Here is a 21,407-nt window from a genome sequence, read left to right as displayed (position 1 = left end):
CGATCCGCGGACCGCCTTCCGATGCTGCCCACCCCCAGCCTGCTGCGCAGCTTTCAAGAGCATTACAACGACCTGCTGAAGTTTCTCACCCGGCGCATGAGCGATCGCCAGCGGGCGGCGGACGTGGCCCAGGAAACCTACCTCAAGCTGCTCAAGGTCGACCAGCAGACGCTGGAGGTGCACGACGATCGCCGCTTCATCTTCCGCGTGGCCGGCAACCTGGCCATCGACACCCTGCGCCGCGAGCAGCGCCTGGCGGCCAACCTCAGCGACGGCGAGCCACACAATGACGCGGTGGACCCGGCCCCGGCGCCGGAAGCGGTGCTGCTGGCCAAGGAGCGCCTGGCGCTGCTCGACCAGGCCCTGGCGCAGCTCTCGGACAACGCCCGCCAGGCCTTGCTGCTCAATCGTCTGGAAGGCCTGACCCAGGCGCAGATCGCCGTGCGCCTGGGTGTTTCCGAAAGCATGGTGGCAAAATACATCGGCCAGGCCCTGCGCCATTGCCGCGATTGGCTGAAGGTCCACCATGAATAATTCCCTGCCAGCGGCTGCCGACGCCATGACCGACCACCCCGAAAACCTGGAAGACGCCGCCATCGACTGGCTGGTGCTGCTGCATTCCGGCCACGCCACGCCAGCCCAGCGTCTGGCGTTCCAGCAGTGGCGCCAGCGCAGCCCGGCGCACGCCGCGGCTGCCGCCGAGGCCCAACAGTTGTGGGGCGATCTGGGGCACACCGAGGCCGCGCAGCAGCATCAGGCGCCGGTGGCGCGCCGTCCGCGGCGCTTCTGGCCGGCCCTGGCGGCTTCGCTGCTGCTGGCAGTGGGTGCTGGCATCGGCTGGCAGCAGTGGCCGGCCTTGAGCTCGGACTACCACACCGGGGTCGGCCAGCAACAGCGCATCACCCTGGCGGATGGCTCCCGGGTCACCCTCAACAGTGGCAGTGCGTTGTCGGTGGCCTATTCGCTGGACGAGCGCCGGGTGATCCTGCGCGCGGGCGAGGCGCTGTTCGAACCGCTGGCCGACCCGCAGCGACCGTTCGTGGTCCAGGCCCAGGCTCAGCAACTGCAAGGCGCTGCTGGTGCCTTCAGCGTGCGCCGCGAGGGCGAGCAACTGACGGTCGTGGTGCGCGAGGGCCAGGTGCAGTTCAGCGGCGACCACGCGCCGGTGCTGCTCCAGGCCGACCAGCGCCTGCAATACCGGGCCGGCCAGCCGCTGCTGGCCCAGCAGCGCGTGGATGCTGCCAGCCTGACCGCCTGGCAGCGCGGCAAGCTGATCTTCAACGGTCGGCCGCTGGGGGAGGTGATCGCTGAGCTGGAGCGCTACCAGCATGGGCGCATCCTGATTTCCGATGGCCCATTGGCGGCCCTGCCGATCAGTGGGGTGTTCGACCTGAACGACCCGCGTGGCTCGCTCAACGCCTTGCAGCAGCGCTATCCGCTGCACGTCACCTACCTGCCCTGGCTGGCGCTGTTGCACTGAGGCAAATTTTTTTGCCCGGTGCACTGCAAGTTCCGCTGCGGGAAATCGTCGTAGTGAGACTGAGAAGAAAATCATTCTCATTGACGTCATTTCAACCGGCTGGGAAGGAACACGTGAAAGCTATGTTCAAGCTGTCGACACTGGGGCGCGGTCAACACATCATGCGCCGCACATTACTGGCTCAGGCGCTGTTCGCCGGAGCCTTGAGCCCGGTTCTGGCGCTGGCCGACGAGGCCGCCACACTCACCCAGGCCAGCGCTGCCGAGGCGCGTCGGGTTTCGCTGAACCTGCCGGCCCAGCCACTGGACCAGGCGCTGACCCGCTTCGCCGACCAGGCCGATGTGCGCCTGCTGTACACCACCAGCGATGTCGCGGGCCTGCAATCCACCGCGCTCAACGGAGAACTGACCCTGGCCCAGGCCCTGCACAGCCTGCTGGCCGGCAGCGGCATGAGCTGGTCGTTCAGCGATGGTCGCACCGTGATCCTGCGCCGCGCGGCGGCTCCGGCAGCAAGCCTGGACCTCAAGCCGACCCAGGTCAGCGTGGCCTCGCGCACCAGTGCCGCGATCAGCGAGATCCCCGGCACGGTGTGGGTGGTGGAGCAGAGCCAGCTGCGCGAGCAGTTGAGCACTGGGGTCAGCCTCAAGGAAGCCATCGGCAAGCTGGTGCCGGGCCTCGATCTGGCGCCGGAAGGGCGCACCAACTATGGCCAGAACATGCGTGGGCGCAACGTCCTGGTGATGATCGACGGGGTCAGCCAGAACAGCTCCCGGGGCCTGTCCCGGCAGTTCGACAGCATTTCGCCGTTCAACGTCGAGCGGGTTGAAGTGCTGTCCGGGGCCAGCGCCATCTACGGCGGCGGCGCCACCGGCGGCATCATCAACATCGTCACCAAGAAAGGCGAGCCGGGCCCGGCGCGTTTCGAGACGCAACTGGGCGCCAGCAGCGGCTTCAACAACAGCGACGACCTGACCACCCGCATCGCTCAGTCGGTGAGTGGCGGCAACGACGCCATCAGCGGCCGGCTGGCGGTGGCGGGGGAGCAGAACCGGGCGTTCTATGACGGCGCCGGCCAGCAGATCTTCATCGACAACACCCAGACCGACCTGCAGTACAACCGCACCCTGGACCTGATGGGCAGCCTGGCCCTGCAGTTCAACGAAGAGCAGAGCCTGGACCTGCTGGCCCAGTACTACGACTCGGGCAACCACGGCAGCACCGGGATCTACTTCCCCAACCTCAGGTACAAGGCGCCGTCCAACCTGGAGGACGCCGAGCTGCGCAGCGGCTACTCCACGGACCTGGAACCGCGCACCAAGCGCCTGCTGCTCAACGCCAACTACCACCACAGCGACGTGCTGGGCCAGGACTTCTACCTGCAGGCCTCGTACCGCAAGGAAGACGACAACTTCTTCCCGTTTCCCTACTACAACAGCGGCAGCCCGGCAGGTTCCAAGGGCGTGTATTTCGCCGCTTCGCAGCAGAACTTCGAGGTCACCAGCCTCAAGGCGCTGTTCGCCAAGGAATTCGAAGCGTTCAAGCTGACCTACGGCGTGGACCTGGACCGGGAGCGTTTCAACGCCGAACAGAGCACCTTCGACCAGGGCCTGTCCTCGGGCAGCGGCGGCCTCGACCTGGTGACCCAGAGCAAGGCGCCGCGCTATCCCAGCTACCGGGTCGACGGCCTGTCCGGCTACGCCCAACTGGACTGGCACGCCACCGACAACCTGACGGTGTCCGGCGGCTACCGGCGCCAGCAGATGGACGTGGATGTCGACCAGTTCAAGAACGTGCCTGGGGGCAGCAACGACTATGCGGTCAACCTCTACAACCTGGGCAGCATCTATGACTTCAAGAACGGCCATCAGCTGTGGGTCAACTACGGCGAGGGCTTCGATCTGCCGGACCCGGCCAAGTTCTACGGCAAGCCGGGGTTGAGCGTCGACGACAACCCGCTGGCCGGGATCAAGAGCCGCCAGGTGGAAACCGGCTGGCGTTTTTCTGACAGCGACTGGGACGCCCAGGCGGCGCTGTACTACATCTGGTCGGACAAGGTGATCACCACCGACCAGGCCACCCTGACCATCGACGTCAAGGATCAGAAGAGCCGCGACTACGGTTTCGAGAGCGCCCTGACCCGGCATTTGCAGAACGGCTGGGAGCTGGGAGGCACCCTGCACGCGGTGCGTTCCGAGGAGGAGGGCAAGAACGGCGGCTGGAAGAAGCGCGACGCCCGTTATGCATCCCTGTCCAAGTTGACCGCCTTCGTCGGCTGGAAGGACGACAGCAGCAGTGTGCGCCTGCAGGGCAACCACGCCTTCAGCCTCAAGGACGACGCGGCCAGGCAGATCGACGCCACCCACAGCGTCGATGCGCCCAACACCATCGACGGCTACACCACCTTCGACCTGCTGGGCAGCCACGACACAGCCTTCGGCACCTTCAGCGGCGGCATCCAGAACCTTCTGGACAAGCAATACAGCACGGTCTGGGGCCAGCGCGCCAAGCTGTTCTATTCGCCGACCTACGGCCCGGACTACCTCTATGACTACCAGGGCCGTGGCCGCACCTACACCCTGACCTGGACCATGGCCTACTGACGCTGCTGCGGTCGCCGCTGCCGGCCCCCGGCGAGGCAGCGCCTAGTCCCGCGGGGCCTTGTTTGGCGATCCCCGGCCGGCCCTTGGAGGGCGGCCGGGATCCTGCGTCCCCGGGGCCGTTCGCAGCCTGCGGCAGCGGCAACACAATCCCCCGCCAGCACTCAGCCTCCTGACAGAAACTGTCAGGAGGCTTTGGTAATCTGCGCCGGTGTTTTTTTCCGGAGTCCGTCCAAGGTGTCGCGAGCCAGCCGTTTACTCACCCTGTTGCAGATGCTGCGAGGCAAGAGCCGTCCCGTTACCGCCGCTACCCTGGCGGCGGAGCTGGAGGTGTCCGAGCGCACCCTGTACCGCGACATTGCCGAGCTGACCTCCCTCGGCGCGCCGATCTACGGCGAGGCCGGCATCGGCTATGTGCTGCGCAGCGGGCTGTTCCTGCCGCCGTTGATGCTCAACGCCGATGAAACCGAGGCCGTGGTGTTGGGCCTGCGTTACGTCGATCAGCGTGGCGACGAGGTGCTGAGCAAGGTCGCCGCCGACGCCATGGCCAAGATCGCCGCGGTGCTGGCCCCGGCGGCCCAGGATGCCTTGCGCAACCCGACCCTGCTGCCGGGCCCGGCGGGCTGGGGCTTTCCGGACAACCCGGTGTCGCTCAACGTGTTCCGCCAGGCGATCCGTCATCAGGCCAAGCTGTTGATCGACTATGCCGACGTCAACCGCACCCCCAGCCAGCGGCTGATCTGGCCGCTGGCCCTGGGTTTTCTCAACGAGGCCCGGGTGATCGTGGCTTGGTGCGAGCTGCGGGGCGATTACCGGACCTTTCGCACCGACCGCATCGCCGCCGCCCAGGAGCAGGGCGAGCTGTATCCGGGGCGGCGCAGCGACTGGCTGCGAGCCTGGCGCAAACGCCTGCAGAGCGATGAGCAGGGCCGATTCACTGCTGACAGGAAATGACGCAAGGGGGCTTTAGCATGGCGCCCTCATTCAACAGCAAGGAGCTTTTGTCATGTCGGCCACAGACCCTTCCCTGGCCCCGGCCATCGCCGCTTATGTCGCGGCGGTCAACAGCGGCGACAGCACGCTGGTGGCGTCGATCTTCGCTGCCCGGGCGCAGATTTTCGATGAGCGTGAGCACTGCGTGGGGCCCCAGCAGATTGCCCGCTGGATGGGCGCAGGCGCGCGTCGCCTGGAAGTCCTCGGGGTTCAGCAGCGTACCGGAAAGATCTTGCTCGACAGCCGGGTGTGCGGTGATTTCCCCGGCAGCCCCCAGGCGTTGCGCCACACCTTCCGCCTGGACGACCAGGGCCGCATCGAGCGCCTGGACATCTCGCGCTGATGCAGCCGCGGCCGCAGGCCGCCAACGGCCGGCAGGGGCGCAAAGGGCCTGGGCGCGGCCCAGGCCCTGGCGCTCCCTGGCGCCGCTCGCGGGTTTGGCGGCGGCCACGGATCAGGCCCGGCGCGGCGGGTGATGGCATACTGCGGCTCTTTGCCAGGAGGCCAGCGGCCCATGCCATTCGATTCCCCCATGAGCGCTTACCGGCATGCCCTGGAGCAGGACGGCTTTGTCGCCGATCCCGCCCAGGCGCGTGCGGTGCAAGCTTTGCAGCAATGTCATGAGGCGCTGCATCAGGGGCGCAAGCCGGTGCAGGGGGTCTACCTGTGGGGCGCGGTCGGGCGCGGCAAGACCTGGCTCATGGATCAGTTCTACCAGAGCCTCAGGGTGCCGGCCCGGCGTCAGCATTTTCATCACTTCATGGGCTGGGTGCACCAGCGCTCGTTCCAGCTCACCGGCACCGCCGATCCCTTGCAGGCCCTGGCCCGGGAGCTTGCCGAAGAGGTGCGGGTGCTGTGTTTCGATGAGTTGTTCGTCAACGACATCGGCGATGCGATCATTCTCGGGCGCCTGTTCCAGGTGATGTTCGAACAGGGGGTGGTGATGGTCTGCACCTCCAACCAGCCCCCCGAACAGTTGTATGCCGATGGCTTCAATCGCGAGCGCTTCCTGCCGGCCATCGACGCCATCCGCCAGCACCTGCAGGTGCTGGCGGTGGACGGCGAGCAGGACCACCGCCTGCACCCCGGCGCCGCCACGCAGCGCTATTGGCTGAGCGTCGAGGGCCAGCCCAGTGCCCTGGAACCGCTGTTTCGCGAGTTGAGTGCGGGGCAGGCGGTGTCCAGCGAGCCGCTGTTGATCGGCTATCGAACGGTATCGGTGGTCAAGGCGGCGACGACGGTGATCTGGTGCCGCTTTGCCGACCTTTGCGAGCAGCCGTTCTCGGCCATGGATTTCATGGCCCTGTGCGACCGCTACCGGGCGATCCTCCTCAGCGAGGTGCCCAATCTCAGTGCCCGGCAACGTCCGGGGCGCATTGCCCGGGGCACCGAGGATGGGGCCCAGCGGGTGGTGGCGGGCGATCGGGAACTGCCGCAACTGTCGATCCACGACGACAGCGTGCGGCGCTTCATCGCCCTGGTGGACGAATGCTACGACCGTGGAGTGCCGCTGTACCTGGAGGCCCGGGTGCCGATGGAGCAGCTGTACACCGAGGGCTACCTGGAGTTTGCCTTCCGCCGCACCCTCAGCCGCCTGCGGGAGATGCAGTTGCAGCGTTTTGCCCGGCAGCCGGGTGCTTGACTGGGAAGTGCTTGCCGCTGATGCGAGTCGTTTCCATTGCCTAGGATTTTTCTCTGGCAAGTGGCGGGAATATCTTCGTTTGGTCAAATCCACCGGCCTACAATCCAGGCTGCCCGAGCCCTGAGCGCTCTCTTCCAATGCGTTGATCGAGGATGAACATGGACGTTGCCGATGTCGTGGTGCTGCAAGCTAGCTACAGCAATCCGGTGCATGCCGAAGCCATAGGGGTACTGCTCAACCACTATGCCGAGGACCCCATGGGGGGTGGTCGGCCCCTGGAGCAGGACCTGCTCCGGCAACTGCCGGCGGAACTGGCCAAGCGGCCTCAGGCGTTCAGTGTGCTGGCCTTTGCCGGGGGGCAGCCGGTGGGGCTGGTGAACTGCTTCGAGGGTTTTTCCACCTTTGCCTGTCGGCCCCTGGTGAATGTCCACGATGTGCTGGTGCTCGACGGCTTTCGCGGTCAGGGCCTGAGCCGGCGGATGCTGCAGAAGGTCGAGGACATCGCCCGGCAACGGGGCTGCTGCAAGATCACCCTGGAGGTGCTGGAGGGCAATGCCCGGGCTCAGGCGGCCTACCAGGCCTGCGGTTTCGCCGACGCCAAGCTCGATCCGGCCCATGGCCGCATGCTGTTCTGGAGTAAAGCCTTGTAATGTCCGCTGTCAGCCCGGCGTCCGAGCCTTGCGCGTCCAGGGAAAGTCCCTGGCAGATTTTCCTGATGTTCCTGCGCCTGGGGCTGACGTCGTTCGGTGGGCCGGTGGCGCACCTGGGGTATTTCCGTCAGGAGTTCGTCCAGCGCCGCCGCTGGCTGGGGGAGGCGGCCTACGCCGAGCTGGTCGCCCTGTGCCAGTTTCTTCCGGGACCGGCCAGCAGCAAGGTCGGCATTGTCCTGGGGGTGTCACGGGCGGGCCTGCCCGGTGCCTTGTGCGCCTGGCTCGGTTTCACCTTGCCGTCGGCGCTGGCCCTGGCCTTGCTGGCGCTGGGAATCGGCAGTGGGGTGCCTCCCGGGGTGCTCAAGGGCTTGCAGATTGTGGCGGTCGCCGTGGTCGCCCTGGCGCTGTGGGGAATGGCCCGCAGCCTGTGTCGTGGTGCCTTGCGTATCGCCATTGCCCTGCTCGCCGCGTGGCTGGTGCTGCGCTGGCCGGGCCTGAGCGGACAGTTGCTGGTGATGCTGCTGGCGGCACTGGTGGGGGGTGTGCTGATCACCCCGGCCGCCCGGACCGAGGTCGATGCGCTCGCCCCCTGGGGCAGTCGGCGCCTGGGTGCGCTGCTACTGGCGGTGGCTGCCTTGCTATTGCTGGTGCTGCCCTGGCTGTCGGCGCTGTGGCCACACACCTGGCTGCGCCTGTTCGACGCTTTCTATCGCATCGGCGCCCTGGTCTTTGGCGGCGGGCATGTGGTGTTGCCGCTGTTGCAGAGTCAGGTCGTGGAGTCCGGCTGGATCAGCGATCCCCTGTTCATGACCGGCTATGCCAGCGCCCAGGCGGTGCCGGGGCCGTTGTTCAGTGTCGCGGCGTTCATCGGGGCGGCCATCGACGGTTGGCCCGGGGCCCTGATCTGTCTGTTGGCGATCTTCTTGCCGGGTTTTTTGCTGGTGATCGGCGTGCTGCCTTTCTGGCAGACCTTGCGCCAACGTCGGCGCATCCAGGCGGCGCTGGCCGGGGTCAATGCCGCGGTGGTGGGGGTACTGGCGGCCGCGCTGTACCAGCCGCTGGGGACCAGCAGCGTGACCGGGCCCACAGAACTGCTGGCGGTGCTGCTGGCCCTGGTGATGCTGCGCAGCGGCCGGGTACCGCCCTGGGCCCTGGTGCTGCTGGGGGCGGCGCTGGGCGGCTGGCTGCTCTAGGCATCGTGCAAGGCCGGATCGGGCTTGGGGAACACCAGGCGGAACTCGGTGAGGTGCTGTGGATCGCTGGCGACCTCGGTGCGTCCTTGATGCAGGTTCATGATTGAGCGAACGATCGCCAGGCCCAATCCGGTCCCGCCTTCGGCCCGGGTGCGACTGCTGTCGACCCGGTAGAAGCGCTCGAACAGATGGGGCAGGTGGCAGGCGGCGATGCCCGGTCCCGGGTTGCCCACGGCCAGGCTGACGTCCTGCAGTTGGCGTTCGATCCGCAGGGTGATCCGTCCCTGTTCCGGGCAATGGCGAATGGCATTGGACAGCAGGTTGGAAATCGCCCGCTGGATCATCAGGCGATCGCCCTGCACCCAGGCGTCGCCGCTCAACTCAAGTGCCAGCTGCTTGTCCTCGGCACTGAGGGCGAACAGGTCCATGACCCGGCGTGCCTCCTCGGCCAGGGATACCCGGGTGAAGCGGGCCTGGGAGGCCGGCTGGCTGACCTGGGCCAGGAACAGCATATCGGCGACGATCCGGGTGACCCGCTCCAGTTCCTCGATGCTCGATTCCAGCACGGCCTTGTATTCCTCCGGCGGGCGTTCCCGGGACAGGGTCACCTGGGCCTTGCCCATCAGGTTGCTGATGGGCGAGCGCAGTTCATGGGCCAGGTCGTCGGAGAACTGCGACAGGCGCTGCACCCCGCCATCCAGGCGGTGCAGCATGACGTTGAAGCCCTGGCCCAGTTCCGCCAGCTCCCGGGGCAACCGCTCCAGGTTCAAGCGATGGGTCAGGTCCTGGGTGGTGACCTTGGCGGCCACCCGGGTGAACTGCTGCAGGGGCAGCAGGCCGCGCTGCACCAGGCGCCAGGCGCCGATGCCGATCAGCAGCAGCAACAGCGGCAGGGCAATCACCGTGGAGCGCAGATAGGCGCTGAGCAGGGCCTGATCGTTGCTGCGGTCCAGGCTCAGGATCACCCGCACCTGTTCGCCGTTGCGCAGGCTCATCGCTCGGGCGGCGCCGAGCAACTGGGTGCCGCGGTGGTCGCGCCAGTCGAAGTAACCGCTGTCGGGCACCTTCTTCAGGGCCTCGGGCAGCGATCGCTGCAGATCGCCGCCGACATTGAGCAGGGGCTCGGCCAGCGGGTCGCTGCCCAGGATGCTCAATTGCAGGTTGTCGTGGCCCAGCACCAGGTCCAGCAGGGAGTGGGGGCGGGCGGCCAGGTCGCTGCTCTTGAGGTCGCTGGTCAGGCTGTGGCGGATCTGTTCCAGCTTGCTGTCCAGGCCCTTGCGCGCCAGGTTGTCCAGCTCGTGGCTCAGGGCCAGGTAGGCCAGGCTCGCCAGCAGCAGCACCAGCGCCGCCCCCATCAGGCTGACGGTCAGCCCCAGGCGCATGGACAGGCTGCTATTGCTGGCGGGGGCGGGCGGGGTTTTCATGGGCGCACTTCCAGGACATAACCGACACCGCGCAGGGTGTGGATCAACCGCACCTCGTGGGCTTCGTCGATCTTGGCCCGCAGGCGGCTGATGGACACTTCCACCACGTTGGTGTCGCAGTCGAAGTTCATGTCCCAGACCAGGGAAATGATTTGCGTGCGGGTCAGTACTTCTCCTGAATGACGCATCAATACATGTAGCAGGGTGAATTCCTTGGTGGTCAGGTCAATACGCCGATCGCCGCGATAAGCCCGATGACGTCGCGGATCAAGTTGCAGATCGGCCACTTGCAATACTTGCGAAGGGGCTGCAGGTTCAGCGCGCCGTATCAGGGTGCGCACCCGTGCCAACAACTCGGGAAACTGAAAGGGTTTGACCAGATAATCATCGGCGCCCATGTCCAGTCCCTTGACCTTGTCTTCCAGACGACCGCGAGCGGTCAACATCATGACCCGTGCCTGAGATTGTCCGCGCATATCTTGCAACACTTGCCAGCCATCTTTGCCCGGCAGGTTTATATCCAGGATGACCAACTCGTAAGGCTGCTGTTGAATCAGGTGCAAACCGTCCACGCCATTGTTGGCGCGATCGACCACATAACCACTTTCACTCAGGCCTTGGTGCAAGTAGTCCGCTGTTTTGGGTTCGTCTTCAACCACCAGGATGCGCATTGCCGGATTCTCTTCAAAGTGCTTGGGAAGTATCGAATGAGGGGGAGGATGAAGCCTGTAGTAGCTACAGGGTCAACAGAAATAATCAATTAATTCAGATGATTAGACGCTGAGTCGATGAATGGTGTGTGATCGGACGAAGGCATCCTAATTCAATCGGCACGCGCGCAGTGGCAGATGACAGAGTTGTAATGCAGGGGTCATTGTGGTGACAGAAAGTTGTTTTAAGCGGATATAAAAAAGGCGCCCAACAGGGCGCCAAACGTCCATCTCTGTCACAGGAGCACAATGTCCAGAGTGGGTATTGCGTTGAACATGGATCAAGCGTCGGGCTGTTGTTTCTTGGCGTCCGGCGCGGAATAGTGAGTACCGGCCTTGTCTTGCTCGGTCTTGGCGAGGTTCTGATTCTTATCGCCGTGAATCTGTTGCTGATTGACCCGGAAGTTCTCGTAGAAGCGTTGCATATGCTCGGCTCCGCCTTCGGCAAAGGCTGCACTGGAAGTGGCTAGGATCAAACCGCTAAATACCAAAGTTGAAAGTTTCATACTGCGTTTCCTACTTAAGAGTGTTCGGTCACTTGTTTCGTCCCTGTACAAGAAGTGATAGGGCAAGTTTCAGCGAAGTGAATTAAGTGAGGGTTAACGTCAGCCTGAATGCACAATTGCATTCTTGACAACATGTGTCCGTTGCCAAGTGCAGGCCGCTATGAGCCGCTGTGCCGACAGAGGCATTGATCAGGCCGGGCGCTGGCGCTTTCGTCGACCAGCAGGCTTCTACGGGGGCAGGGGGAAGGGGGAAGGGCTGTTGCGTATTGGCGCGGATGGGGGCCGTTGCGGCCCCCGGTGTGGATTCTTACTGCTGCACCACGGCGGCGTCGGTCGGCGGCTTGGGCTTCATCAGGCTGAAGTCGATCAGCGGCTTGCTCTGGCGCGAGTAGGGGTTGCCAATCAGCAGGGGACGAGGCTTGAAGCTGTCGCTGATCAGGCTGCGGCTAGGGTCCAGCTGATCGAAGCTCAGGCCGGCCAGTTCGGCCCAGGTATGCACCAGCTGGGAGCTGATGTAGGGCCGGCTGAGGTCGGAAGCAAAGTTCCAGTCATGGGTTTCGCGCCATTTCGGCGAGGCCCAGGCCATGAACGGAATGGTGTACATCGGCGCGGTGGGCTTGCCTTCGTTGCGTCCCAGGGTGTCGTGGCCGGCAGAGTCGAAGACGTCTTCGCCGTGGTCCGACAGGTACAGCAGGAAGCCGTTGGGGTCGGTCTTGGCGTAGTCCTTGATCAGGCTGGACACCACGAAGTCGTTGTACAGCACGGCGTTGTCATAGCTGTTGTAGGTCGGCACCTGGTCGTCGTGCACGCCGGCCGGCACGCCCTGGCGATCGGTGAATTTTTCAAAGGTCGGCGGGTAGCGGTACTGGTAGCTCATGTGGGTGCCCAGCAGGTGCACCACGATGAACTTGCGCGGGGCGCTGTCGGCCAGGGCCTTGGAGAAGGGCTCCAGGACGTCGCCATCGTACTGGCGGGCGTTCTGGTTGCGGTTGTTGTTCAGGTAAACCTGCTCGTCCGCCTGTTCAGAGAAGGTGGTGAGCATGGTGTTGCGCTTGGTCATGGTCTGCTGGTTGGTGATCCAGTAGGTCTTGTAGCCGGCCTGCTTCATCACGCTGACCAGGGAGGGGGTCTTGAGATACAGGTCGGGGTTTTCTTCATCGGCGAAGGTCAGTACCTGTTGCAAGGCCTCGATGGTATAGGGGCGCGGGGTGATGACGTTGTTGAACACCGCCAGCTGGTCCTTGAGCTTGTCCAGCTCCGGAGTGGTCTGGCGCGGGTAGCCGTACAGGCTCATGCGCTGGCGGTTGGTGGATTCACCGATCACCAGCACCAGGGTGGCCGGCTGGTTGGCCATGCTGTCCTTGAGGTTGGTCAGGGGCGGGATCTTGCTGACGCTGTCGAGCATGCCTTGCATGCCGTCCAGTTGCTGACGGTAGCGGCGATAGGCGACCACCATCTGCCATGGCACTGCCGGCTCGATGCGGGTTTCGAACTTTTCCAGGCCGTCGGCCAGGGTGTCCGCGCGCGAGATCTGCTTGACCAGGGGGTAGCCGACAATCGCCACCAGGATCGCCGCGGCGGCGACCAGTGCCTGGCCCCGGGGCAGGTAGACCGGGCGCAGGCGGGTCCAGAGGAAGATGGCAAAGGCCGTGTGGGCCAGGAAGGCCGCAACCATCCACCAGGCAAAGTACTGGGTCAGGTATTCACCGGCTTCCGAGGGGTTGGACTCGAACATGATGAAAATGACGCTTTGCGAGAACTCCTGCTGGTAGATGAAGAAGTAGCCCAGGCTGGCCATGGAACAGGCCCAGAGCACCACGCCGATCACCGCGGCCATGATTTTGGTGCGTGCCGGGAACAGCAGCATCGGCGCCAGCCAGATGGCACTCATGAAGAACGCCTGGCGGAAACCGGCGAAGCCGGAGGTGTCGGTCAGCTGGATCAGCAGTTGAGTGATGCCGGAGAAATACCAGAAGAACAGGAACAGCCAGAGCAGGCCCATCCAGTCGAAACCTGCCGCAGACGTCGTACTGCGTTTGAACAAAGCCATTCAGTGCTCCCCACAATTCCAAGATCATTGGGCGCAGGTGTCGCGCCGCAAATGAAGCCCGCCGTCGGTAACAAGACGGCCATAATGGCCTGGAGTATCGAATGGCAAGTGTGAAAAGTTCGTGAGGCCGACGTGGGATTTTTGTCCGGGAAGCCGTGGCAGTCACGGCTGTTCGGCGGATGCGCCGTTGGACAGATAACGCAGGCCGGGCCTGCGTCGAGGGGCGAATTCAGCTCGCGGAGGGAAGGTGCAGCTCGGCGACAGGGCCTTGAGCCTGGGCCTGCAACATCCGGCGCAGTTGTGCGACCTCTTGTTGCAACTGGTCGCGTTGCTCCTTGAGCTGACGCAATTCGTCGCGACGAATGGTCACATAAAGGGTTTGTGCAGGTCGTGCCGGTTGTACTGTGCCCATTGCTTCACCTCGCAAATGGTGTGCCTCAACTATGCTGTGCTCTGCCCATGCCGGGCATGGAGCGCTGTCGCAGGCGGCGATTTTATTTCTTTTTCGGATAATGGGAACTTTTTTATTTTTCGGGGTCGCTGTGTCTTGCCGTGGTTTTGTGTCGTTATTCCCCCGGGCTCTGCGAAACTTCGCCCCGGGTGCCTGGACTAATCTTCACTCGTTGCCCGCCCGCCGGGGCGGGAACCGGGCCCGGGCACGTCGCGTTGAGCGCAGGTGGCCGCAAAAACTGCGCTTTTGTCTGAAGATTGCGCTGTCTTGGAGCGTCTTGCCTTGTATAGTTGCGCCCCTTGAAGTGGGTACCGGCCCATTGGGCTATACATTTTTTGATCTGAATTTTTTGCAGTAGGAGCATCAGCACATGCAACTGGGGATTATTGGACTGGGCCGCATGGGCGGTAACATTGCACGGCGCCTGATGCTCAATGGGCACGAAACCGTAGTCTTTGACCGCAACACCGAGTTCGTCAGCACCCTGGCCGCCGAAGGCGCCAAGGGCGTCGCCGATCTGCCGGCCCTGGTGGCCGGCCTGGAAAAACCCCGCGCCGTCTGGGTCATGCTGCCCGCCGGCGAACCCACCGAAGACACCATCGATACCCTCAGCCAGTTGCTGGAACCGGGTGACGTCATCATTGACGGCGGCAACACCTACTATAAGGACGACATCCGTCGCGCCCGCGATCTGGCGCAAAAGGGCCTGAAGTACATCGACGTCGGCACCTCCGGCGGCGTCTGGGGCCTGGAGCGCGGCTACTGCATGATGATCGGCGGCGACGCCGATGAGGTGCTGCGCCTGGATCCGCTGTTCGCGGCCCTGGCCCCGGGCCTGGGTTCGATCCCACGGACCAAGGATCGGGTCGCCGCTGACGACCGTGCCGAGCGCGGCTACATCCACGCCGGTCCCGCCGGTGCCGGACACTTCGTCAAGATGATCCACAACGGCATCGAGTACGGGATGATGCAGGCCTTCGCCGAGGGCTTCGACATTCTCAAGACCAAGTCGTCGGACATCCTGCCGCAGGATCAGCGTTTTGACCTGAACGTGGCGGACATCGCCGAAGTCTGGCGTCGTGGCAGCGTGGTGTCGTCCTGGCTCCTGGACCTGACCGCCGATGCCCTGGCCGGCGATCCGAAACTCGAAGGCTTTTCCGGCTCCGTGGCCGACAGCGGCGAAGGGCGCTGGACCATCGAAGCGGCCATGGAGCAGGCGGTGCCGGTGCCGGTGCTGTCCAACTCGCTGTTCTCCCGTTACCGCTCCCGCGGCCAGGGCACCTACGGCGACAAACTGCTCTCGGCCATGCGCTTCGGCTTTGGCGGCCATGTGGAGAGCGGGAAGAAATGACCGCCACGCGAAAGAAGTCCAAGGCGTTGCCGGCGCCGCCGACCACGCTGTTCCTGTTCGGTGCCCGGGGCGATCTGGTCAAGCGCCTGTTGACCCCGGCGCTGTACAACCTGAGCCGCGACGGCTTGCTGGATGAGGGACTGCGGATTGTCGGCGTCGACCACAATGCGGTGAGCGACGCCGAGTTCGCCACGCTGCTGGAAGACTTCCTTCGCGATGAAGTGCTGAACAAACAAGGCCAGGGGGCGTCGGTGGACGCCGCCGTTTGGGCCCGCCTGACCCGAGGCATCCGCTACGTCCAGGGCGATTTCCTCGACGATTCCACCTATGTCGAGCTGGCAGCACGGATTGCCGCCAGTGGCACCGGCAATGCGGTGTTCTACCTGGCCACCGCGCCGCGCTTCTTTGGTGAAGTGGTGCAGCGGCTGGGGGCGGCGGGGCTGCTGGAGGAGCGGGAGGATGGCTTTCGCCGGGTGGTGATCGAGAAGCCCTTCGGCTCCGACCTGCAGACCGCCGAAGCCCTCAACGCCTGCCTGCTCAAGGTCATGAGCGAAAAGCAGATCTATCGCATCGACCATTACCTGGGCAAGGAAACCGTGCAGAATATTCTGGTCAGCCGGTTCTCCAACAGCCTGTTCGAAGCGTTCTGGAACAATCATTACATCGACCACGTGCAGATCACCGCGGCGGAAACCGTCGGGGTCGAAACCCGTGGCAGCTTTTATGAACACACCGGCGCTCTGCGGGACATGGTGCCCAATCACCTGTTCCAGCTGTTGGCGATGGTGGCGATGGAGCCCCCGGCGGCCTTTGGCGCCGACGCGGTGCGCGGCGAGAAGGCCAAGGTCGTGGGGGCGATCCGCCCCTGGTCCCTGGAAGAGGCCCGGGCCAATTCGGTGCGCGGTCAGTACAGTGCCGCCGTGGCGGACGGCAAGCCGGTGCCGGGTTATCGCGACGAGGCCAATGTGGCGCCGGACAGCAATACCGAAACCTATGTCGCGCTGAAGGTGATGATCGACAACTGGCGCTGGGTCGGGGTGCCGTTCTACCTGCGTACCGGCAAGCGCATGAGCGTGCGCGACACCGAGATCGTCATCTGCTTCAAGCCGGCGCCTTATGCGCAATTCCGTGACACCGAGGTCGAGCGCCTGTCGCCGACCTACCTGCTGATCCAGATCCAGCCCAATGAGGGTGTATGGTTCGATCTGCTGGCCAAGCGGCCCGGGCCGAGCCTGGACATGGCCAATATCGAGTTGGGCTTTGCCTACCGCGATTTCTTCGAAATGCAACCGTCCACCGGCTACGAGACGCTGATCTATGACTGCCTGATCGGCGACCAGACCCTGTTTCAGCGCGCCGACAACATCGAGAACGGCTGGCGTGCGGTACAGCCCTTTCTCGATGCCTGGAAGCAGGACTCCAGTGTGCAGCCTTATCCCGCCGGCACCGATGGCCCGGCGGCCGGCGACGAGCTGCTGGCGCGGGACGGCCGGGTCTGGCGCCCCCTCGGATGAGTGTCTCCAAGGCGCCGCCGATCCAGTTCCTGCTCAGTGACATGGACGGCACCCTGTTGCGTCCCGACCACAGCATCAGCCCCCGCACCCTCGATGCCGTTCGCGCCTTGCGCGAGGCCGGGGTGGCGTTCAGCCTGGCCACCGGCCGACCGCCGCGGGCCATGCAGCAGCAGATCGAGGCCCTGGGCGTGGACCTGCCGACAGCGGGGTTCAATGGCGGCAGCATCGTCAGGCCCGATGGCCGCTTTCTGGTTCGCCATCATGTGCCGGTGCCAGCGGCGGTGAGCGCCTTGCTGCTGTTCGAAGCGTTCCCGCAGATCGAGACTTGGGTGTTCGCCGACAACCAATGGCTGCTGCGCCACCTCGATGGCGCCCTCATGCCCCTGGAGCGCCAGGCGCTGGGCTTTGGGCCGAAAGTGGTGGACAGTTTCGAGGAGTACCTGCCGCGCATCGACAAGATCGTGGCCGCCAGCAGCGACCATCGGTTGCTGGTGGAGCTGGAGGCTCGCTTGCATGCAAGCACCGCCGGGCAGGCCCAGGCGTCCCGTTCCCAACCCAGGTTCCTTGATGTCACCGCCCTGCAGGCGGACAAGGGGCAGGCCCTGGCCACCCTGGCCGAGTACCTGGGCGTGCCGTTGCAGCGCACCGCGGCGCTGGGGGATGGCGGCAACGACCCGGCGATGTTCCAGCGTGCCGGCCTGTCGATTGCCATGGGCCAGGCGCAGGAGCAGGTCAAGCGCCAGGCGGATGTGATCACCGGCAGCAACCTGGAAGACGGCGCCGCCGAGGCCATCGAGCGCTACATCCTCCTGCGCTGAGGAGCATGGACGGGCGTTGCGCCGGGCCACGGGCTTGCTGCTATCGATTCAAGCGCGCCGCAACGTCCAGCCCCGAGGCGGCGCGGCAGTGCCTACAGCCAGTAGCTCACCGCGTACCAGCCCAGCAGGCCCATGACCACGGTGTAGGGCAGGGCCATCCACACCATGCGGCCGTAGGACAGGCGAACCAGCGGCGCAATCGCCGACGTCAGCAGGAACAGGAACGCCGCCTGGCCGTTGGGCGTGGCCACGCTGGGCAGGTTGGTGCCGGTGTTGATGGCGATCGCCAGGGTCTCGAAGTGTTCGCGGCTCATCTGTCCGGCGACGAAGGCCCGTTTCACTTCGGTGATGTAGATGGTGGCGACGAACACGTTGTCACTGATCGCCGACAGCAGGCCATTGGCGATGAACAGCATGCCCGGTTGCTGCTCCTGCGGCAGCGCCAGCACCCACTGGATCAGCGGCACGAACAGTTGCTGCTGGTGAATCACTGCGACCACGGCAAAGAACACCACCAGCAGGGCGGTGAAGGGCATGGCGTCCTTGAAGGCGTTGCCCAGCCGGTGCTCATCGGTAATCCCGGTGAAGGCGGTGATCAGCACGATCACCAACAGCCCGATCAGCCCGACTTCGGCCACATGCAGGGCCAGGCCGACAATCAGGATCAAGGCCGCCAGCCCCTGCACCAGCAGGGCCGCCCGTTGCCGCGCGCTGCGCTGGGCATCGTCTTCGGCGGCGTAGTTGGCCAGCACCCGGCGCACGTTGTCCGGCAGCAGGGTGCCGTAACCGAACCAGCGCAGTTTTTCCAGCAGCACGCAGGTCGCCAGCCCCGCCGCCAGCACCGGCAGGGACACCGGCGCCACCTTGCTGAAGAACTCGGCGAAGTGCCAGCCCATCTCGTGGCCGATCAACAGGTTCTGCGGTTCACCCACCAGGGTGCACACGCCGCCCAGGGCCGTGCCCACGGCGCCGTGCATCAACAGGCTGCGCAGAAAGGCACGGAACTGCTGCAGGTCGTCGTGATGCAGGGTCGGCAGGTGCTGGTCGTCGCCAAAGGCGCTGTCCTGGCGCGGGTCATTGCCGGAGGCCACCCGGTGGTACACCGAGTAGAAGCCCACGGCGGCGCTGATGATCACTGCGGTGACGGTCAGGGCGTCGAGAAAGGCCGAGAGAAAGGCCGACAGAAAGCAGAACAGCAAGCCCAGCAGCGCCTTGGAACGCACCCCCAGCAGTAGCCGGGAGAACAGGAACAGCAGCAGTTCCTTCATGAAATAGATGCCGGCCACCATGAACATCAGCAGCAGGATCACCGGGAAGTTGTGCACCAGTTCGTCATACAGGGCCTGGGGCGTGGCCATGCCCAGCAGCAGCGCCTCCACCAGCAGCAGGCCGCCGGGCATCAAGGGGTAGCACTTGAGGGCCATGGCCAGGGTGAAGATGAACTCGATCACCAGGCACCATCCGGCCGCCGCCGGGCTGACCCAGTAGTACAGCAGGGGATTGAGCAGCAGGAAGGCGAGGATGCTGGCCTTGTACCAACGTGGGGACTGGCCGAGAAAATTGTGCGCAAACGCCTGGGCCATTGAGCCGGACATGGGCTGCTCCTTGTGTTGAGAAGCGCGCAACTTGCCGCATGGCGAATTGAGAATCAAGAATTGATGAAATCTTTTGCGACAATCGCCTCCACCCAAGCGATCCGGCCCCCACCCTCGTAGGCGCCGGCTTGCCGGCGAGCAGGCCCTTGGGTCCTGCACAGTGCCGCTGGGCGCCTTCGCCGGCAAGCCAGCGCCTACGCTCGGCACACCATCGGGGGTGCTCTTGCAGGCGCCGGCTTGCCGACGAATGGGCCTGTGAGTCTTGCGCAGCGTTCAAGGACGCCTTCGCTGGCCCGCCAGCGCCTGCCTGGGGGTGGGGTTTAGTCGGGGCGCTTGGCGACCAGGGTCAGGATGTCGTAGCTGGCCACCAGCTCACCCAGCTGGTTGGTCACTTCCACGTCCCAGGCCACCACCCCTTGCGGCGTGCCCTGGGGGCTCTGCTTGCCCTGATCGATCTTGCGCTTGCAGGTCAGGCGCGCCTGCAGGGTGTCGCCAATGCCCACCGGGCTGATGAAGCGCAGTGTGTCCAGGCCATAGTTGGCCAGGACCGGGCCCGGCCCCGGGGAGACGAACAGACCGGCCGCCGCCGAGAGCACGAAATAGCCGTGGGCAATGCGCTTGCCGAACTGCGACTGCTTGGCGGCAATCTCGTCGAAGTGCATATAGAAGTGGTCCCCCGACAGGCAGCCGAAATTCACCAGGTCGGCCTCGGTCACGGTGCGCCGGTGGGTCAGCAGGGATTCACCGACCTGCAGGTCCTGGAAGTGTCGGCGGAACGGGTGGACCTCGGTTTCGATGACCTTGGCGCCGCGCACGTATTCACCGGTCACTGCCGCCAGCATGCTCGGGGACCCCTGCACCGCGGCCCGCTGCAGGTAGTGCTTGACCGCCCGCAGGCCGCCCAGCTCTTCACCGCCACCGGCGCGACCCGGGCCGCCGTGCTTGAGTTGCGGCAGTGGCGAGCCGTGGCCGGTGGATTCGCCGGCGCACTCGCGGTCCAGGACCAGCAGCCGGCCGTGCCAGGCCGCGGCCCGGGGGATGACCTGGGCGGCGATGCCCGGGTCCTTGGTCACCAGGCTGGCCACCAGGCTGCCCTTGCCACGGGCGGCCAGTTCCAGGGCCTGGTCCAGGTCGTCGTAGGCCATCAGGCTGCTGACCGGACCAAAGGCCTCGATATCGTGGGCGCCGCCCTGGGCCAGGGGGTCGCGGGCCAGCAGCAGGGTCGGGGCAAAGAATGCGCCCTGGCTGACGTTTTCGCCCCGGGGCTCGAAGCCGTCCCGGGCGCCGAACAACAGGTCGCTGCTGTGCAGCAGGCTTTCCAGGCGCTCGGCCACGTCCCGCTGTTGCGCGTGGGAGGCCAGGGCGCCCATGCGCACGCCTTCCAGCGACGGATCGCCGACCACCACCTTCGCCAGGCGTTCGCGCAAGCCCGTGGCCACGGCGTCCAACTGCCTGGCCGGAACGATGGCGCGCCGGATAGCGGTGCATTTCTGCCCGGCCTTGACCGTCATTTCCCGCACCACTTCCTTGATGAACAGCTCGAACTCCGGGTCGTCCGGGGTCACGTCCGGCGCCAGGATCGCGCAGTTCAGCGAATCGGCCTCGGCGTTGAAGGGCACCGAGTGGCGGATCAGGTTGGGGTTGGCCCGCAGCGTGGCGGCGGTGACCGCCGAACCGGTGAAGGTCACCAGGTCCTGGCCTTGCAGGCGATCGAGCAGATCGCCGGTGCCGCCGATCACCAGTTGCAGGCTGCCTTCGGGCAACAGGCCGGACTCATGCATCAGGCGCACCGCCGCCTCGGTCAGGTAGCTGGTGGCACTGGCCGGTTTGACGATGCAGGGCATGCCGGCGAGAAAGCAGGGGGCGAACTTTTCCAGCATGCCCCAGATGGGAAAGTTGAAGGCGTTGATGTGCACCGCCACGCCGCCACGGGGCACCAGGATATGGGTGCCGGCAAAACTGCCGAGCTTGCTCAGGGTCTGTGCCGGGCCTTCGTGCAGCAGGTTGCCCGAGGGCAGCTCGCGGGCGCCGAGCCCGGCATAGCTGAACAGGGTGCTGTTGCCGCCCTCGATGTCGATCCAGCTGTCGGCCCGGGTCGCGCCACTGTGGTGGGACAGGGCGTACAGCTGTTCCTTGCGCTCGCCAAGGTACAGCGCCAGGGCCTTGAGGCGCCGGGCGCGCTCCTGGAAATCCAGGGCCAGCAGGGCTCGGGCGCCGTTCACGCGGCCATGTTGCAGCGCTTCGGCGAAGTCCAGGGGCTCTTCATGGGTGCGCGCCACTTCATGGCCGTCGATGGCGCTGCGCAAGGCCTGGGCCGGGTGCTGGCCGATCCAGCGGCCGCCGATAAAGCTTTGCAGGGTAGGAGACTGTGGCATGGGAGAAAGGCTCCGAAGGGTCAAGTGAGGGCCGGCGCACCGTACCGGGCGCCGGGAG

18 protein-coding genes are annotated in these 21,407 nt (G+C 65.2%); 11 read left to right on the top strand and 7 right to left on the bottom strand.

The genetic code is table 11. The features are described 5' to 3' along the window. Positions 1 to 21: 21 nt before the first annotated feature. The 8 genes from PST29_RS15995 to chrA all read left to right on the top strand — a co-directional run bounded on the left by PST29_RS15995 (position 22) and on the right by chrA (position 8,555). Positions 22 to 534, top strand: coding sequence for an RNA polymerase sigma factor (locus PST29_RS15995; RefSeq protein ID WP_060839409.1), 513 nt, complete (start codon positions 22 to 24; stop codon positions 532 to 534). After that, a complete protein-coding gene (locus tag PST29_RS15990; protein ID WP_060839408.1) occupies positions 527 to 1,480 on the top strand; it encodes a FecR family protein in 954 nt (317 codons plus the stop codon). The genes PST29_RS15995 and PST29_RS15990 overlap by 8 nt, the downstream gene beginning before the upstream one ends. A 122-nt stretch (positions 1,481 to 1,602) precedes the next feature. Then, positions 1,603 to 4,080, top strand: coding sequence for a TonB-dependent siderophore receptor (locus tag PST29_RS15985; RefSeq protein ID WP_060843660.1), 2,478 nt, complete (start codon positions 1,603 to 1,605; stop codon positions 4,078 to 4,080). Positions 4,081 to 4,314: 234 nt separating this feature from the next. Continuing rightward, complete coding sequence (locus PST29_RS15980) at positions 4,315 to 5,031, top strand: helix-turn-helix transcriptional regulator (protein ID WP_060843659.1); 717 nt, start codon at positions 4,315 to 4,317, stop codon at positions 5,029 to 5,031. A 52-nt stretch (positions 5,032 to 5,083) separates the two neighbouring features. After that, positions 5,084 to 5,413, top strand: a complete 330-nt coding sequence (locus PST29_RS15975) for a ketosteroid isomerase (RefSeq protein WP_060843658.1) — start codon at positions 5,084 to 5,086, stop codon at positions 5,411 to 5,413. Positions 5,414 to 5,584: 171 nt separating this feature from the next. Further along, the gene (zapE, locus tag PST29_RS15970) at positions 5,585 to 6,712 is read left to right on the top strand and encodes a cell division protein ZapE (protein WP_060839404.1); all 1,128 of its coding nucleotides are present in this window, start codon (positions 5,585 to 5,587) and stop codon (positions 6,710 to 6,712) included. Positions 6,713 to 6,870: 158 nt separating this feature from the next. Further along, complete coding sequence (locus PST29_RS15965) at positions 6,871 to 7,362, top strand: GNAT family N-acetyltransferase (protein WP_060839403.1); 492 nt, start codon at positions 6,871 to 6,873, stop codon at positions 7,360 to 7,362. Then, the gene (chrA, locus tag PST29_RS15960) at positions 7,362 to 8,555 is read left to right on the top strand and encodes a chromate efflux transporter (RefSeq protein ID WP_060843657.1); all 1,194 of its coding nucleotides are present in this window, start codon (positions 7,362 to 7,364) and stop codon (positions 8,553 to 8,555) included. Before PST29_RS15965 ends, chrA begins: the two co-directional genes overlap by 1 nt. Here chrA and PST29_RS15955 read toward each other — a convergent pair. The 5 genes from PST29_RS15955 to PST29_RS31045 all read right to left on the bottom strand — a co-directional run bounded on the left by PST29_RS15955 (position 8,552) and on the right by PST29_RS31045 (position 13,657). Further along, complete coding sequence (locus PST29_RS15955; RefSeq protein WP_060843656.1) at positions 8,552 to 9,979, bottom strand: heavy metal sensor histidine kinase; 1,428 nt, start codon at positions 9,977 to 9,979, stop codon at positions 8,552 to 8,554. The two genes, chrA and PST29_RS15955, sit on opposite strands and share 4 nt — an antisense overlap. Further along, a complete protein-coding gene (locus tag PST29_RS15950; RefSeq protein WP_060839400.1) occupies positions 9,976 to 10,650 on the bottom strand; it encodes a heavy metal response regulator transcription factor in 675 nt (224 codons plus the stop codon). The genes PST29_RS15955 and PST29_RS15950 overlap by 4 nt, the downstream gene beginning before the upstream one ends. Before the next feature lie 320 nt (positions 10,651 to 10,970). After that, positions 10,971 to 11,195: a hypothetical protein gene (locus tag PST29_RS15945; protein WP_016963250.1), complete on the bottom strand. Its 225-nt coding sequence runs from the start codon at positions 11,193 to 11,195 to the stop codon at positions 10,971 to 10,973. A 307-nt stretch (positions 11,196 to 11,502) separates the two neighbouring features. Continuing rightward, positions 11,503 to 13,245 carry a phosphoethanolamine transferase CptA gene (locus PST29_RS15940; RefSeq protein ID WP_060843655.1) on the bottom strand — a complete coding sequence of 581 codons (1,743 nt, stop codon included), beginning with the start codon at positions 13,243 to 13,245 and terminating at the stop codon, positions 11,503 to 11,505. Positions 13,246 to 13,474: 229 nt separating this feature from the next. After that, positions 13,475 to 13,657: a DUF6026 family protein gene (locus PST29_RS31045; RefSeq protein WP_082729251.1), complete on the bottom strand. Its 183-nt coding sequence runs from the start codon at positions 13,655 to 13,657 to the stop codon at positions 13,475 to 13,477. 409 nt (positions 13,658 to 14,066) lie between these two features. On the opposite strand from PST29_RS31045, the gene gnd reads away from it, so the two are divergent. Genes gnd through PST29_RS15925 form a run of 3 tightly spaced genes read left to right on the top strand, consistent with a single transcriptional unit; the run spans position 14,067 to position 17,379 of the window. Next, the gene (gnd, locus tag PST29_RS15935; RefSeq protein WP_060839398.1) at positions 14,067 to 15,047 is read left to right on the top strand and encodes a phosphogluconate dehydrogenase (NAD(+)-dependent, decarboxylating); all 981 of its coding nucleotides are present in this window, start codon (positions 14,067 to 14,069) and stop codon (positions 15,045 to 15,047) included. Next, a complete protein-coding gene (gene zwf / locus PST29_RS15930; protein ID WP_060843654.1) occupies positions 15,044 to 16,561 on the top strand; it encodes a glucose-6-phosphate dehydrogenase in 1,518 nt (505 codons plus the stop codon). Before gnd ends, zwf begins: the two co-directional genes overlap by 4 nt. Then, on the top strand, positions 16,558 to 17,379 hold the full coding sequence (locus tag PST29_RS15925) for a Cof-type HAD-IIB family hydrolase (RefSeq protein ID WP_060843653.1): 822 nt from the start codon (positions 16,558 to 16,560) through the stop codon (positions 17,377 to 17,379). Before zwf ends, PST29_RS15925 begins: the two co-directional genes overlap by 4 nt. 92 nt (positions 17,380 to 17,471) lie before the next feature. On the opposite strand, the gene nhaB is transcribed toward PST29_RS15925, so the two are convergent. Both nhaB and paaZ read right to left on the bottom strand, forming a co-directional pair. After that, positions 17,472 to 18,974, bottom strand: coding sequence for a sodium/proton antiporter NhaB (gene nhaB, locus PST29_RS15920; RefSeq protein WP_060843652.1), 1,503 nt, complete (start codon positions 18,972 to 18,974; stop codon positions 17,472 to 17,474). Between the two features lie 320 nt (positions 18,975 to 19,294). Then, positions 19,295 to 21,349: a phenylacetic acid degradation bifunctional protein PaaZ gene (gene paaZ, locus PST29_RS15915; protein ID WP_060843651.1), complete on the bottom strand. Its 2,055-nt coding sequence runs from the start codon at positions 21,347 to 21,349 to the stop codon at positions 19,295 to 19,297. Positions 21,350 to 21,407 lie beyond the last annotated feature (58 nt).

This window comes from Pseudomonas sp. St29, assembly GCF_001547915.1.
GTDB lineage: Bacteria > Pseudomonadota > Gammaproteobacteria > Pseudomonadales > Pseudomonadaceae > Aquipseudomonas.
This window is presented reverse-complemented; position numbering and strand designations above follow the sequence as displayed.